We start from the raw sequence: 15,144 nt of genomic DNA, 5'->3' as shown, positions 1-15,144 counted from the left end.
GGCGGCGGCGGGGGGGGGGGGCGACGGCCTGGCCGGACCGCCGAAGCGGCCCGCGCCGCTGACCGGGGCACTGAACGCAGACGACGACTGCTCGGTGCGACGCCAGTCGATGAGCTCCTGCGGAATCTCGCGCAGGAAGCGGGATTCCGGGTTCAACATCGGCTGGCCCCACGATGAGCGGACCTTGGCGCGGCTCAGGTACAGCCGCTGCCGCGCCCGGGTGATGCCCACGTAGGCCAGGCGCCGCTCCTCGGACAGTTCGGTCGGATCTCCCAGAGCCCGCATGTGCGGGAACATCCCGTCCTCCCAGCCGGTCACGAAGACCACCGGGAACTCCAGACCCTTGGCGGTGTGCAGCGTCATCAGGGTGACCACACCCGAACCGTGTTCGGGAATCTCGTCGGTGTCCGCCACGAGCGACACCCGCTCCAGGAACTCGGCCAGGATCCCGGTCTCCGGGACGTCCTCATCGAGGGCATCCTCGTCGTCGGCCGCCAGCGCCTTGGCGTTGGCCCGGTCGATGCTGAATTCGTGTGCGACGCTGACCAGTTCGTTGAGGTTGTCCAGGCGCGCCAGATCCTGGGGGTCGCTGGAGGCCTCCAGTTCACGCCGGTACCCCGTCTGCTCGAGCACCGCCTCCACGAGTTCACCCAGTTCGTCGCCGAGCTTGGTGCGCAACCTGTCGAGCAGTTCCACAAATGCCGCAATCGCCTTCTCCGAGCGCGAGTTGAGCATCGGGACCCGCCCCTCGGCCGCGGCCTGAAGGGCGTCGTTGAAGCTGGCGCCGGTGTTCTCCGCGTAGACCGCAACGCAGGCCTCGGCACGGTCACCGATGCCGCGCCGCGGTGTGTTCAGGATGCGGCGCATGCTCACCGAGTCACCCGGGTTGTCCAGCACGCGCAGGTAGGCGACGATGTCGCGGATCTCCTTGCGCTCGTAGAAGCGCACTCCCCCGACGACCTTGTAGGGGATGCCGGACCGGATGAAGACCTCCTCCAGCGCGCGCGAGCTGTTGTTGGTGCGGTAGAACACCGCGACGTCGCTGTAGTTGATGTCGCCGTTGTCGGCCAGCGCGTCGATCTCACCCGCGACGAACCGGGCCTCGTCGTGTTCGTTGTCGGCGACATAGCCGACGATCAGTTCACCCTCGCCCGAGTCGGTCCACAGCCGTTTCTCCCGCCGACCGGCGTTGCGGGCGATGACGGCGTTGGCCGCATTCAGGATGGTCTGTGTGGACCGGTAGTTCTGCTCCAGCAGGATGGTCGTCGCGTTCGGGAAGTCACGCTCGAAGTCCTCGATGTTGCGGATCGTCGCGCCGCGGAAGGCGTAGATGGACTGATCCGCGTCGCCCACCACGCACAGCTCGCCGGGCGGCACGCCGTCCGGGGTGGTCTCGACGCCCACCAGTTCACGCACCAGGACGTACTGCGCGTGGTTGGTGTCCTGGTACTCGTCGACCATGATGTGCCGGAACCGGCGCCGGTAGTACTGGGCGATCTGAGGGAAGGCCTGCAGGATCCCGACCGTCTCGCCGATCAGGTCGTCGAAGTCCAGCGCGTTGGCGGCGCGCAGCCTGCGCTGGTATTCGCCGTAGACCGCCGCGACCGTGCGGTTGAGGTCGTCGGAGACGTCGGACAGCTCGGCGACGGCCTGTTCTGGATCGACGAGTTCGTTCTTCAGATTGGAGATCGAGTTGGCCAGCAGGCGCGGCGAGTAGCGCTTGACGTCGAGGCCCATGTCCTTGGCGATCATCATCAGCAGCCGGCGCGAGTCGTCGGCGTCGTAGATCGAGAAGTTGGAGTTGAGGCCGGGCAGCAGCGACGCCTGGTTGCGCAGGATGCGCACGCAGGTCGAGTGGAACGTCGACACCCACATGTTCCTGGCGCGCGGGCCGATCAGCTGGACCACGCGTTCCCGCATCTCAGCGGCGGCCTTGTTGGTGAAGGTGATGGCCAGGATCTGACCGACGCCGACATCGCGGGCGGCCAGCAGGTAGGCGATCCGGCGGGTCAACACCGCCGTCTTGCCCGACCCGGCGCCGGCCACGATCAGCAGTGGACTGCCCTCATGCAGCACGGCTTGGCGCTGCTGGGGGTTGAGGCCGTCGAGAAGCTGATCGATTTCGGTGCTGATGCTCATGTCGTCTGTAAACCTACCGCCGTCCGCAGACACTTTTGTCCTGGCACGGGGGGTGGTGGCACACTCGGAAAGTGGCCGAAACCGATCAAGTCCCCGACATCGATCAGTTGCGCCTGGAGATCGACCGCCTCGACGCCGAGATCCTCGCCGCGGTGAAGCGCCGGCAGGAGGTCTCGCAGACGATCGGCAGGGCGCGGATGGCCTCGGGCGGCACCCGACTGGTGCACAGCCGCGAGATGAAGGTCATCGAGCGGTACAGCGAACTGGGCCCCGAGGGCAAGGACCTGGCCATGCTGCTGCTGCGCATGGGCCGCGGTCGCCTCGGCCACTAGCTCATTTCGCGCCCAAACGAACATTTGGGCGCAGAAACGGGCTCATTTCGCGCCCAAATGTTCGTTTGGGCGATTCGGGTCAGCTCGTCAGCGCGATGTACTTGGTGTCGAGGTACTCCTCGATGCCCTCGGTGCCACCCTCACGCCCGAAGCCCGACTCCTTGACCCCACCGAACGGTGCGGCCGGATCGGAGATCACCCCGCGGTTGACGCCGACCATGCCCGACTCGATGGACTCCGCGACCCGCAGCGCACGGTCCAGCGACTGCGTGAAGATGTAGGACGCCAGGCCGTACTCGGTGTCGTTGGCGGCGTTGATGCCCTCCTCCTCGGTGTCGAACCCGATCACCGGGGCGACGGGCCCGAACACCTCCTCCTTGAGGATCCGGGAGTCCGGTGCGACGTCGGTCAGCACCGTGGCCGGGTAGAAGTTCCCGGGTCCGCCGGGAGCGACGCCGCCGACGGCCACGGTGGCGCCGCGCGCCACGGCGTCGGACACCAGGTCGGCGACGGTGGCGACCTGCTTGGCGTTGACCAGCGGCCCCAGCGTCGACGCCTCGTCGAGGCCGTTGCCCAGCGTGTACTCGCTCATCCGCTTCACCAACTTGTCGGTGAACTCCTCGCGGACGGCGTTGGCGACGTGGAACCGGTTGGCCGCGGTGCAGGCCTCACCGCCGTTGCGCATCTTGGCCAGCAGCGCGCCCTCGACCGCGGCGTCGATGTCGGCGTCGTCGAACACGATGAACGGTGCGTTGCCGCCGAGCTCCATCGACGTCCGCAGCAGCTTGTCGGCGGACTGCTTGACCAGGGCCTTGCCCACACCGGTGGACCCCGTGAACGTCAGCTTGCGCAGCCGGCCGTCGTCGATCAGGGCCGTGGTCAGGTCGCCGGGCTTGGAGGTGGGCAGCACCGAGAGCACGCCCTTGGGCAGGCCGGCCTCATCCATGAGCTTGGCCAGCAGCAGCATCGTCAGCGGAGTCTCCTGCGCGGGCTTGACGATCATGGTGCACCCCGCGGCGACGGCCGGACCGATCTTGCGGGTGCCCATCGCCAGCGGGAAATTCCACGGCGTGATCGCGTAGCAGAGTCCGACCGGAGCCTTGGTCACAATGATCCGTCCGGTGCCCGCGGGGCTCTGGGTGTAGCGGCCGTCGATGCGGACCGCCTCCTCGGCGAACCAGCGGAAGAACTCCGCGCCGTACTTGACCTCACCCTTGCTCTCCGCGAGGACCTTGCCCATCTCGAGCGTCATCAGCGCGGCGATGTCGTCGGTGTGCGCGGTGATCGTCTCGAACACCGAGCGCAGGATCTCGCCGCGTTCACGAGCCGGTGTGGCCGCCCACTCGTCCTGGACGGCGGTCGCGGCCTCGACAGCGGCGATGCCGTCGGCGGCAGTCGCGTCGGCGACCTGGGTGATCACCTCGTCGGTGGCCGGATTCAATACGTCGAAGGTCGACGACCCGGCGCGTTCCTCACCGCCGATCCACAGACCCGTCGGAACCGTCGACAACAGCTTTGCGATGTCCATGCCTCCATCATTCACTAGGTTTGAGCCATGGCCGCCGACTATGAGCCGATCTCCGGCTCCCCCGCCTGGACTGCGCTGGCTCGTCACCACGATCAGGTCGGTGACCGGCATCTGCGAGATCTGTTCAACGAGGATCCCGACCGCGGCCGGGAGCTGACGCTGAGCGTCGGCGACCTCTACATCGACTACAGCAAGCATCGGGTGACCCGGGAAACCCTGCGCCTGCTGGTGGAGCTGGCTCGCACCGCCGGGCTTGAGCAGCGTCGCGATGCGATGTTCGCGGGCGAACACATCAACACCTCCGAGGACCGCGCGGTGCTGCACACCGCGCTGCGCCTGCCCCGCGATGCTTCGTTGACCGTGGACGGGCAGAACGTCGTCGCCGACGTCCACGCCGTGCTCGACGCGATGGGCGACTTCACCGACCGCCTGCGCAGTGGCGACTGGACCGGAGCCACCGGCAAGCGGATCACCACCGTGGTCAACATCGGCATCGGCGGGTCCGATCTGGGCCCAGTCATGGTGTACGACGCGTTGCGGCATTACGCCGACGCCGGGATCTCCGCTCGCTTCGTGTCCAATGTCGACCCCGCCGACCTCGTCGCCACACTCGACGGACTTGACCCGGCCACAACGCTTTTCATCGTCGCATCGAAGACGTTCTCGACGCTGGAGACGTTGACCAACGCCACCGCGGCGCGCCGCTGGCTGACCGACGCACTCGGTGATGCGGCGGTGGCCAAGCACTTCGTGGCGGTCTCGACGAACAAACGGCTGGTCGACGAGTTCGGCATCAACACCGACAACATGTTCGGCTTCTGGGACTGGGTCGGTGGCCGGTATTCGGTGGACTCCGCGATCGGCCTGTCGGTCATGGCGGTGATCGGTCGGGAGGCGTTCGCCGACTTCCTGTCCGGCTTTCATCTGGTCGACGAGCACTTCCGGACCGCGCCATTGACCGAGAATGCTCCGGCGCTGCTGGGGCTGATCGGAGTGTGGTACTCGAATTTCTTTGGCGCACAGTCCCGTGCGGTGCTGCCCTATTCGAATGACCTGTCGCGGTTCGCGGCGTATCTGCAGCAGCTGACCATGGAGTCCAACGGCAAGTCGGTGCGCGCCGACGGTTCGGCCGTGTCCACCGACACCGGGGAGATCTTCTGGGGCGAACCTGGCACCAACGGCCAGCACGCGTTCTACCAACTGCTGCATCAGGGCACCCGCCTCGTGCCCGCGGACTTCATCGGCTTCTCCCAGCCCACCGATGACCTGCCGACCGCCGACGGCACCGGCAGCATGCACGACCTGCTGATGAGCAACTTCTTCGCCCAGACGCAGGTGCTGGCATTCGGCAAGACGGCCGAAGAGATTGCCGCAGAAGGCACTCCGGCCGAGGTGGTGCCGCACAAGGTGATGCCCGGCAACCGACCGTCGACGTCCATTCTGGCCACCCGGCTCACACCGTCGGTGGTCGGGCAGTTGATCGCTCTCTACGAGCACCAGGTGTTCACCGAGGGCGTGATCTGGGGTATCGACTCGTTCGACCAGTGGGGCGTGGAGCTGGGCAAGACGCAGGCCAAGGCGCTGCTGCCGGTGCTCACCGGCGACGACTCACCCGAGCAGCAGTCCGACAGTTCGACGGATGCGCTGGTGCGCCGTTACCGCTCGGAACGCGGCCGGGTGGGCTGAGCCGGGTGGGCTGAGGTCTTTCGCGCCGAAAGTTGACTTATTCACGGGCCGTCCTGGGAAAACGCGTCAACAGGTCAACTTTCGGCGCACAGAACGCAGCTATCAGCCCGTCCAGCATGGCCAGAACGAGAGCAGGCCCACCAGCAGAACCCGCTAAGCGAAAAGCTTCCCGAAACGCACCGGCGTGGCCTTCATCAGCGCAACCAACACCGTCCACGGCCAAGCCGGCACCACGGCCCTCCCCCGCTCGCGCTCGATCGCAGCGACCATCGACCGCACGCCGGTCTCGTTGTCCACCATCAACATCGTCGACGCCGACTTGGCCGTCATCTCCGATTCGATGTAACCGGGTTCCAGCACCGTGACGGCGATCGGCCCCTTGGCGTACTCCGCGCGCAGCGACTGCCCCAGCGAGCTGACGCCGGCCTTACTGGCCGCATACGCCGCCTTGACCCCCGGCACGCCCCTGTTGCCCAGCACCGACGAGATCAGCACGAGGTGTCCGGACCCGGCCTTGTGGAACATCTCCAGCGAAGTCTCGATCTGCACCAGAGCGGCGACCAGATTGGTCTCGATGGTGGCCTTGTTGGCCCACAACTTGCCCGATCCGAGCACCGCGCCCTTACCGACACCGGCGTTGACGATCACGCGGTCGATACCACCCAACTCCTCCGCGAAATCGGCGAACACCTTGGGCACGGCCTCGTGGTCGTTGACGTCCAGGGCCGCGACGGCGACGGTGATGCCGGGATGCCTGGCCGTGAGCTCGGCCTTGAGTTCCTCCAGGCGATCGGTGCGCCGCGCGCACAACGCCAGGTCACGACCCTTGGCTGCGAACGCGCGCGCCATTCCCGCGCCCAGCCCGGAACTGGCGCCGGTGATCAGAATCCTCTGCCGCGTCATCCGGGCAGCTTAACCAGGGCGCAATCGGGCCAACGCGGTGATAATCGACATACCTGAGGGGGTCGATTCCAAGCGATGGCTGACGTGGGGACGCTGACCTGCCGCAACTGCGGCATGACTGACCTGCGCCCGGGTGCACGGTACTGCGAGCACTGCGGTGCGCGCTTGAGCCAGACCGGAGCAGCCGGAGAGCACAAGCAGGTCACCGTGCTGTTCTGCGACGTCGTCGGGTCGATGCAACTGGCGGCCCGCCTGGACCCCGAAGAGCTGCGGTATCTGATGCACAACCTGTTCAACAGGTCGGCCGCTGTCGTGCAGCGGTACGGCGGCACGGTCGACAAGTTCACCGGGGACGGCTTGATGGCGTTGTTCGGTGCGCCGATCGCGCTCGAGGACCACGCCACGCGCGCCTGTATCGCGGCCCTGCAGATCCAGGCCGTCGCCAAGGACCTCGCGGCCGAGGTTCGCGAGCGCGACGGCGTCGACCTCCGACTGCGCATCGGGCTCAACTCCGGCGCCGTCGTCGCAGGCGAAATCGGCTCCGGCCCCGACAGCTACACGGCCATCGGGCAGGCGGTCGGAATGGCGCAGAGGATGGAATCGGCCGCCCCACCGGACGGGGTCCTGTGCTCCGAGTCGACGGCGGTCCTGGCAGAGGGCGTCGCACAGCTCGGTCCGGTACAGCACGTCGCCATCAAGGGTGAGACGGACCTGGTACCTGCTCGCCAACTGCTGTCGGTCTCCACCGAGCGGCCGATCGTGGGGCGCGACGAGGGTCCGATGGTGGGACGGGCGGGCCAGTTGGCGACGCTGATGGGCGCGTTCGACACCGAAAAGGGGTGTCTGGTCGAAATCATGGGCGCCCCCGGATTGGGCAAGAGTCGACTCATCGGCGAGTTCGCCGCGCTCGCAGGACAGCAGGGCGCCGACGTGGTGATCGGCCGGTGCGACGCGCACACCGCCGATGTGCCGCTGTGGGCCCTGTCCCGCATGCTGCGCGCGATGTTCGGCATCGCACGCCTCGACGACGCGGCCGCCCGCGCACAGGTCCTCAATCGACTTCCGACATCGATCGCCGACGACGCGGCAGGCGTCGGCATCCTGTTCGAACTTCTCGGGATCGCCGCCGGCGACTCCCCACCGGTCGGGCTGAACCTCGACGCCAGACGCCGGTGGCTCGTCGAAACGATGCTCAAGGCCGTCGAATTCCGGCCACTGCGAACGCTTTTCATCCTCGAGGACCTGCACTGGATCGACGCCGCCAGCGATGCGACGCTGGCCGACTTCGCCTCGACCATCTCGGCCACCGCATCGATGCTCGTGGTCAGCTACCGTCCCGAATACCAGGGCGGCCTGCGGGACCTGTCGGAGGTCTCGGTCACGCTCGAGCCGCTCGACGAGACCGCCACGCTCGAGATCGCGCACGGTCTGATCGGTCGCGACGCCTCGCTGGCCGGTGTCGCCGAGTTGGTCGCCGCCGCGGCGTCGGGCAACCCGTTCTTCGTCGAAGAGATAGTCCGCGACCTGGTCGGCCGAAATGTGCTGACCGGCAGCCGAGGAAGCTACCGCTGCGAAAGCCAGGTCGACGAAATCGCGGTTCCGGCAACGATTCAGGCGGTGCTCGCCTCTCGCATCGACAGGTTGTCGGTCGAGGGCAAGGCGATCCTCAACGCCGCGGCCGTCATCGGCTCACGTTTCGAACTGCGGTGGCTCAACGCGCTGCTTCCCGATGTCGATCAGGGCCAGCTGGCCGAGCTGGTGTCGGTCGAGTTGATCGATCAGATCGAATTCGTCCCTGACGCGCGGTACGCCTTCCGGCACCCGCTGGTGCGCACCGTGGCCTATGAATCGCAGCTCACCGATGTCCGGACCGAGGCGCATCGCCGCGTCGCGCAGGCCATCGAGGCCGCGAACGAGGCGAATCCCGACGAGGTCGCGGCGCTGATCGGCGCGCATCTGGAGGCGGCGGGCGATCTTGTGGGTGCCTACGGCTGGCACATGCGGGCCGCGGACTGGCTGCAGTCGCGCGACATCATCGCCGCACGCTCCAGCTGGACGCGGGCACGGGACCTGGCCGACCAGATGCCGGCCGACGTCGAACTGCGCCAGATGCTGCAGACCGCACCACGGGCCATGCTCGCCTGGACGGAATGGATGTTGGGGTGTGATCCGGAATCGGAGACCAACTACCGCGAGTTGCGGGAGTTGGCCGCACAGTCCGGCGACACCCGCTCCCAGATGATCGGCATCGCCGGTCGGATGACGGCGCTGTGCACCAACTACGGCAAGCCGATGGAGGCGGTCAACCTCGCAGCGGACCTCCTCGAGATGATCGACACCGTCCCCACCGACGTCGAGGCCAAGGTCGACCTGCTCTTCACCGTCATGTGGGCCCAGTTCATGGCGTGTGACTATCCGGCGACGCAGCAGACCGCCACGCGCCTGCGCACCGTCGCGGGGGATCTCGTCAGCAGCGCGACGGCACGGGCCTACGCCGTCGCCGGACTGACCCACCTGGTCACCGGCGACGACCCCGAGCAGGGCCGTCGTGATCTGCAGGTCGGCCTGCAGCAGGCCCGGACGCTCGATCCCGCGACCTATGCGATGGTCATGGCGTTCAACTGCGGGCTGGTGGCCGTCGGCGTCGAGCCGGCCACGGTGAGCACCCTGCACGCCGCCGAAGAGGCGCTGCAGGAGGCGGAGCAGTTCGGCGACAACTTCGGCATCATCTGCGGACTGTGGGCCCGCGCCCTGATGCTGCTGCGCCTCGACCCCACGGCGAGCGACCTCGCGGTGCGCCTGTTGGAGCGGGCGCGTGCCGTCATCGCCAAACACCGGACGGCCGTCATCACCGCGGGCCCCATCGAAGCCGATCTGGCGATCGCGACCGCCCGACACGGCGACCTCGACGGCGCGATCGACCTCATCCGCGATGAGATCGGCCGACAGTTCGAGAACGCCAACTTCACGTTCGTGGGCTTGACCGCGAGCACCCTGGTACAGGTGCTCGCGGCGCGCGGACGCGAGGAGGACATCGCCGAGGCCACCATGCTCACGGCCGGTCTGCGCGCGGTGGCACAGCAGACCGAACTGCTGGCCCTGGACAACTGCGTGCTGTTGAACGAGTCGATCCTGGCCAACGCCGTCGGGGACGCCGAAGCCTTCCGGACCGCGTTCGCGGCTCGAGAAGAGGTCCGCAGGAAGCTGTGCGCACAGGGCGAATTCATGCTCCTGCGGCCGCTTGAGGTGCCCGCGACGGAATGAACCGGCCCGGAACGGCAGGTCGGGGCATAATTGGAGGGCTTTCAGCTTCGTCGATCTCGGGGGACTCGAATGGGCGATTGTTCGGCATGCGGCCATGACCTGCGCCCATCGGCGAAGTACTGCGACCAATGCGGGGTTCGGCTCTCGGCGGACCCGGTCCCCACGCGCACCCAGGTCACGGTGTTGTGCGGCGACATCGCGGCGCCGACGACGGCCGCCGGGCCTGGATTCGACCGGTGCGCGGCCATCGTGGCCCGTTGCGGCGGGACCGTCGACGCCTTCACCGGGGACAGCTTCCGCGCCTGGTTCGGAGCGCGCACCGCGCTCGCCGACCACGCGCTGTGCGCCTGTATGGCGGCGCTCGAAATCCAGTCGGCCCTCGACCATCCGGGCCGCTTCGGGCTGAACTCGGGCGAGGTGGTGGTCGGAGACCAGGGCTCGACCAAACATCTGCTCGACGTCGCTCGCAAGATGCAGGCCGCGGCGCCGTCGGGCGGCGTGCTGTTGTCGAACACCACGGCACTGCTGGTCGCCGACAGGGCCGCGTTGGGGCCGCTGCTGTTGATCGAAGTCAAGGGCGACGACAACCCCATCCCCGCACACCGACTGCTGTCGGCGCGCGCGGGCCGGCGCTTGAACTACGGCTGATTCGGTGCTGAACTGGGCCCGATGAAACCCCTGGCACTGGTACTGGCAGCCGTCGTCGTCCTGCCCGTCGTCCCCGCCGCGCACGCCGACCCGGTGAGTCCGCTCTACACACTGGTCGACACCGCCGTGCAGCGTCTGCAGACCGCCGAACCGGTGGCCGAGTTCAAATGGGTCAACGGCGGGCCGATCACCGATGGCCCGCGTGCCCAACAGGTGCTCGACGCGGTCGGTGCCGACGCCGCGGCACGCAATGTCGATCCCAGCTATGTGCAGACCGTGTTCCGCAATCAGATCGATGCCACCGAGGCCATCCAGTACACCCGGTTCGGCCAGTGGAAGCTGGACCCGCTCACCGCGCCGCGGACTGCGCCGGACCTTGCCGCCTCACGCACACAGATCGACGGCTACAACCGGGCGATGGTCGAACAGATTGCCCTGCAGTGGGGTTCGCTGCAGGCGCCCACCTGTGCGGACGATCTGGAGCGAGCCGTCACCCAGGTGGTTCAGGACCGCGGTTTGGATCCTCTGCACCAGCGAGCGCTGGACACCGCAACCGGATCGTACTGCCAAACTACTTGAGCAGCTTCGACATTCGCCGGTCAGCGAGAATCTTGCCGCCGGTCTGGCACGTGGGGCAGTACTGAAAGGACTTGTCCGCGAAGGACACCTCCCGCACCGTGTCCCCGCACACCGGGCACGGCAGCCCGGTGCGCGCGTGCACCCGAAGCCCCGACCGCTTCTCCCCCTTGAGCGTTGCGGCCTGCTGACCCACGGAGCGAGTCACCGCGTCGCCCAGCACGGAGAACATCGCATCGTGGAGCGCGGCCACCTGCGCCTCGGTGAGCTTGCCCGCTGTCGCGAACGGCGACAGCTTCGCCACATGCAGGATCTCGTCGCTGTAGGCGTTCCCGATGCCGGCGATCACCTTCTGGTCGGTGATCACCGACTTGATCCGGCCCGTGTTGCCCTTGAGCACCGCGGCCAGGTCCTCCGGGGTGAGTTCGAGTGCGTCGGGTCCCAAGGCCGAGATCTGCGGAATGCTCCAGGCGTCACGCACCAGCCAGACCGCGAGCCGTTTCTGCGTGCCCGCCTCGGTGAGGTCGAAGCCGGTGCTGTCCTCCAGGTGCACGCGCAGCGCGATCGGGCCCTTGCCGGGTTTGAGCGGCGCCGGGCTGAGCTTGTCCGACCAGCGCAGCCAGCCCGCCCGCGACAGGTGCGTGATGAGGTTGAGCTCCCCCACCTCGAGGCCGAGGTACTTGCCCCAGCGGTTGGCGCCCGTCACGGTCTGACCGGTCAACGCGGTCAACGGCGGGTCGTAGGTCTTGAGCACCGACAACGCACCGACGTCGACGCGGCTGACGGTCTGTCCCACCGCGTTGTGGCGCAGGTAGTCGGCCAGGGCCTCCACCTCGGGCAGTTCTGGCATCTGTCCAGTCTGCCGCGTCGCACCGCGGGCGCAAGCCAAGTCACATCTTTCGAGTGCGAGGAAACGGGCACTCCAGTGCCAAAGTTGTTAACGTAGTCGTAACACCTGCTGGGGAACGCTCATGACTGAATCGCAACAGCGCCGTCGTCGGTTCTGGGTCCTGTGCGCGCTGGGTCGCAACTCTCTGATCCGCCGCCACGACCGCCTCGAGGCGCTGGTCACGGTGTGCCTGCTCGCGCTGTTCGTCGCGGCCATACCGACGGCGATGCTCGTCGGCCGCGCCATGAGCGCCGCCGAGGCCGAGCAGAACCAGGACTACATGGACTCGCTGAACAGGGTCGAGGCCACCGTGGTCGCCGTCCGCAACGGTGCGCCCAGCCGCGTTCCGCATCTCACCCGCAATCTCGACGTGAAGTTCTCGTGGGGCTTCGACGAACGCACCGAAACGGTCTCGGGCGTCGGAGCGGATCATCGGCCCGGCGACCGCATCACCGTCTGGCTCGACTCCGCGGGCCAGATCGCCGATCCTCCGAGAACCCCCGCGGAGATCGGCAGCGCGGGCCTGGGTGTGGGTCTCGCGCTGTGGACCAGCATGACGCTCGCGAGCCTTGGCGCGATGGCGGCCCTGCGCGCGGAGATGGACCGCCGGCGTTATGCCGCGTGGGACCGCCAGTGGCGGGTGTTCAGCAGCGGGAACGGCCGCGCCAACCGGGATCCCTGACTCAGTTCGGCGCGCGCAGCAGGTAGGTGTCCATGATCCAGCCGTGCCGGGCACGGGCGTCCGCACGCATCGCCACGATCCGGCGGCCCACCTCACCGACCGTGCCGGCCACCAGCAGTTCATCGGGGGTACCGAGGTAGGCGCCCCACCAGATGTGCGTCGCCGGCGGGCATTCCATGAACGAGCACTCCGCGTCGAGCATCACCACCGCGGCTCCGTCGAGGCCGTTCTCCCGCAGCTGACGACCGGTGGTGATCAGCACCGGTTCACCGACGTCGTTGAGCGGGATGCGGTGTCGCGCCGTGAGCGCCTGGATCGCCGTGATGCCGGGGACGACGTCGTAGTCGATGTCGACGTGCCGCCGGACCAGTTCGAGGATCCGCAGCGTGCTGTCGTAGAGCGACGGGTCGCCCCAGGCCAGAAAGGCCCCGACGCCGTCGGGACCGAGTTCGGTTTCGATGGCGCGGGCCCACACTGCGGCGCGGGCTTCGTGCCAGTCGGCCACCACCTGCACGTAACCGGAGCCGTCGTCGGCCTTGGCCCGCTGGGGATCGGCAAGTTCGACGAACCGGTAGTCGTCGCCGTCGATGAAGCGCGCGCAGATGTGCCGGCGCAGCGCCACCAGGTCCGACTTGGCCTGCCCCTTGTCCATGGCAAAGAAGACTTCGGTGTCGTTGAGTGCCGTCACGGCCTGCGCCGTGACGTAGTCGGGATCTCCGGCGCCGATGCCGATGACGTGGATGGTGCGCACATCGGAAGGCTAGTGCAGGGGTCCGGGGTCACGATTTCAAGTACCCGGTACCGGCGGTATTGACAAGTGTCGACGGCGGCCTTACGTTCACAGTCAGCTACGTCACATAGACCGCCACACAGAAGGTGTGCACTGATGACCACGTCCACGCCCCATCGGGCCGCTGCCACGACTCCCAGCCGCGAGGAGTTCTCCGAACGACTCCTCAAGGGGTCGGTCAAGAAGTCATACGAGCCCGTCGTCGACATCGACTGGGACGCACCGCTGGACCCGGACAAGTACTTTCTGCCCCCGCAGGTGATCACGATCTTCGGCACGCCGGCCTGGGATGCCCTGACCCGTGAGCAGCAGATCGAGCTGTCCCGTCAGGAGCTGGTCAACATCCTCTCGGCCGGCATCTGGTTCGAGAACATCCTCAACCAGGCGCTGCTGCGGGATCTGATGCACAAGAACCCGACCGCCAGCAGCACGCACTACGCCCTCACCGAACTCGGTGACGAGACCCGGCACATGGTGATGTTCGGCAAGGCCATCGACAAGGTGGGCGGTATTCCGGTGCGGCCCAAGCTGTTTCAACGCATCATCATCAACTCGCTGCCGCTGGTGTTCCGCGGACCAGTGCTGTGGACGGCCGCGCTGGTCGGCGAGGAGATCTTCGACTCGCTGCAGCGCGAGATCATGGAGGACCCCGACCTGCAGCCGATCGTGCAGCGCCTGATGCGCATCCACGTCACCGAGGAGGCCCGCCATATCCAGTTCGCGCGCGACGGTCTGCGCAAGACCGTGCCGGGGATGCCGTGGTACCGCCGAACCCTGATCGCGAACCTGCACGGTGCGGGCGGACCGTTCTATCGGATGCTGTTCACGCTGCCGGTGCAGTACAGCCGGGCGGGCCTCGACGGCTCGGAGATGCGCAGGATCGCCCGCAGGAACCCGCATTTCCACGCCAAGTGCGTCTCGGGGTTCGCCCCGCTGGCGGCGTTCTTCGAGGAGGTGGGCCTGATGGGCCGCGTGGGCAGGCGGATGTGGCGACGGGCCGGATTCCTGTGACATCGATCGTCCTCGGCGCGGACGTGGGTCTCCCCGGTGTCGTACTGCCCGACGCCCGACTGCGGGACGCACACTTCGACAACGCGACCGACAGCTGGACGATCGCCGCCCCCGACGGCAGCACTGTCACGGCCCGCACGCTGATCGACGCGCGCCCGTCCGGCGATGCCGTACTCGCGGTGCACGGCATGCCGAACCTGTTCCGCGTTCCCGGTCCCCACACCGCCGCGCAGGTCCGCTTCGTGCAGCAGTGCCTGAACCTGCTGGAACAGTCAGGATCGACGCGGATCGAGGCCAAATCCCGCGTGGTGCTGCGATGGTGGCGACGGGCGACGCCGCGGGGACGGTTCCACCTGACCGGGTCAGCCCCCGGCAGCGACGATCTCTACCGTGGTTCGGTGTCGGTCGCACTCGCCGACAGCGTCGTCGACGCCGACGCCCGTCTTGCCGGCCATCTGGACGCGATCGACGGCCGCTACCACTGGCGGGGCACGATCTCCGGTGAGATCCCCGATGATGTGCTCAAAGGCCAACGCACCCTGACGATTTCGACGACCAGCCATTCAGCCCAGGCGCGCGTCGTCGAGCGGACTCCGTGGGGCGGGTACACCGTCGCCGGGGTTGGCGCCCCGCCCTTCGCGCTCGACTGACCATCCTGCGCCGCGGTCGATCCCGCTCCCAGGAAACTGACAGCGA

13 protein-coding genes and 1 pseudogene are annotated in these 15,144 nt (G+C 67.6%); 8 read left to right on the top strand and 6 right to left on the bottom strand.

The features are described from left to right. Positions 1-2,139, bottom strand: a 2,139-nt coding sequence (locus A5727_RS01910; protein ID WP_068243518.1) for a UvrD-helicase domain-containing protein, incomplete at its 3' end; no start/stop codon positions are given. 71 nt (positions 2,140-2,210) lie between these two features. Here A5727_RS01910 and A5727_RS01905 point away from each other — a divergent pair. Next, positions 2,211-2,471 (top strand): chorismate mutase, encoded by a 261-nt coding sequence (locus A5727_RS01905; RefSeq protein ID WP_068243515.1) that lies wholly within the window; start codon positions 2,211-2,213, stop codon positions 2,469-2,471. Between the two features lie 79 nt (positions 2,472-2,550). On the opposite strand, the gene A5727_RS01900 is transcribed toward A5727_RS01905, so the two are convergent. Further along, positions 2,551-3,999 carry an NAD-dependent succinate-semialdehyde dehydrogenase gene (locus tag A5727_RS01900; protein ID WP_068243512.1) on the bottom strand — a complete coding sequence of 483 codons (1,449 nt, stop codon included), beginning with the start codon at positions 3,997-3,999 and terminating at the stop codon, positions 2,551-2,553. Between the two features lie 27 nt (positions 4,000-4,026). On the opposite strand from A5727_RS01900, the gene pgi reads away from it, so the two are divergent. Continuing rightward, positions 4,027-5,685, top strand: coding sequence for a glucose-6-phosphate isomerase (gene pgi / locus A5727_RS01895; RefSeq protein ID WP_068243509.1), 1,659 nt, complete (start codon positions 4,027-4,029; stop codon positions 5,683-5,685). 153 nt (positions 5,686-5,838) lie between these two features. Here pgi and A5727_RS01890 read toward each other — a convergent pair whose 3' ends face one another. Continuing rightward, positions 5,839-6,588, bottom strand: a complete 750-nt coding sequence (locus tag A5727_RS01890) for an SDR family oxidoreductase (RefSeq protein ID WP_068243506.1) — start codon at positions 6,586-6,588, stop codon at positions 5,839-5,841. 75 nt (positions 6,589-6,663) lie between these two features. On the opposite strand from A5727_RS01890, the gene A5727_RS01885 reads away from it, so the two are divergent. The 3 genes from A5727_RS01885 to A5727_RS01875 all read left to right on the top strand — a co-directional run bounded on the left by A5727_RS01885 (position 6,664) and on the right by A5727_RS01875 (position 11,079). Next, positions 6,664-9,852, top strand: coding sequence for an adenylate/guanylate cyclase domain-containing protein (locus A5727_RS01885; protein ID WP_068243502.1), 3,189 nt, complete (start codon positions 6,664-6,666; stop codon positions 9,850-9,852). A gap of 69 nt (positions 9,853-9,921) precedes the next feature. Beyond that, the gene (locus A5727_RS01880) at positions 9,922-10,500 is read left to right on the top strand and encodes an adenylate/guanylate cyclase domain-containing protein (RefSeq protein WP_068243500.1); all 579 of its coding nucleotides are present in this window, start codon (positions 9,922-9,924) and stop codon (positions 10,498-10,500) included. A 21-nt stretch (positions 10,501-10,521) separates the two neighbouring features. After that, the gene (locus A5727_RS01875) at positions 10,522-11,079 is read left to right on the top strand and encodes a chorismate mutase (RefSeq protein ID WP_068243497.1); all 558 of its coding nucleotides are present in this window, start codon (positions 10,522-10,524) and stop codon (positions 11,077-11,079) included. Here the strand turns inward: A5727_RS01875 and A5727_RS28025 are convergent. Continuing rightward, positions 11,072-11,539, bottom strand: a complete 468-nt coding sequence (locus tag A5727_RS28025) for a zinc finger domain-containing protein (protein WP_231991916.1) — start codon at positions 11,537-11,539, stop codon at positions 11,072-11,074. The two genes, A5727_RS01875 and A5727_RS28025, sit on opposite strands and share 8 nt — an antisense overlap. A 90-nt stretch (positions 11,540-11,629) precedes the next feature. Further along, positions 11,630-11,926 (bottom strand): annotated as a pseudogene (locus A5727_RS28020) (DNA-formamidopyrimidine glycosylase family protein); the annotation flags it as partial. Between the two features lie 121 nt (positions 11,927-12,047). On the opposite strand from A5727_RS28020, the gene A5727_RS01865 reads away from it, so the two are divergent. Continuing rightward, entirely contained in the window at positions 12,048-12,647 is a 600-nt protein-coding gene (locus A5727_RS01865; RefSeq protein WP_068243492.1) for an Rv1733c family protein, read from the top strand. A gap of 1 nt (position 12,648) precedes the next feature. On the opposite strand, the gene cobF is transcribed toward A5727_RS01865, so the two are convergent. After that, entirely contained in the window at positions 12,649-13,398 is a 750-nt protein-coding gene (cobF, locus tag A5727_RS01860; protein WP_068243489.1) for a precorrin-6A synthase (deacetylating), read from the bottom strand. Positions 13,399-13,533: 135 nt separating this feature from the next. On the opposite strand from cobF, the gene A5727_RS01855 reads away from it, so the two are divergent. Together A5727_RS01855 and A5727_RS01850 are read left to right on the top strand one after the other, a co-directional pair. Then, positions 13,534-14,448 (top strand): AurF N-oxygenase family protein, encoded by a 915-nt coding sequence (locus A5727_RS01855; protein ID WP_068243485.1) that lies wholly within the window; start codon positions 13,534-13,536, stop codon positions 14,446-14,448. Then, positions 14,445-15,098 (top strand): DUF4873 domain-containing protein, encoded by a 654-nt coding sequence (locus A5727_RS01850; protein ID WP_157521170.1) that lies wholly within the window; start codon positions 14,445-14,447, stop codon positions 15,096-15,098. The genes A5727_RS01855 and A5727_RS01850 overlap by 4 nt, the downstream gene beginning before the upstream one ends. The last annotated feature ends 46 nt before the right edge of the window (positions 15,099-15,144 follow it).

The sequence above is a fragment of the Mycobacterium sp. ACS4331 genome (assembly GCF_001667265.1).
GTDB lineage: Bacteria > Actinomycetota > Actinomycetes > Mycobacteriales > Mycobacteriaceae > Mycobacterium.
Note: the sequence above shows the minus strand (reverse complement) of the source record. Positions and strands in the feature narration are given on the sequence as shown.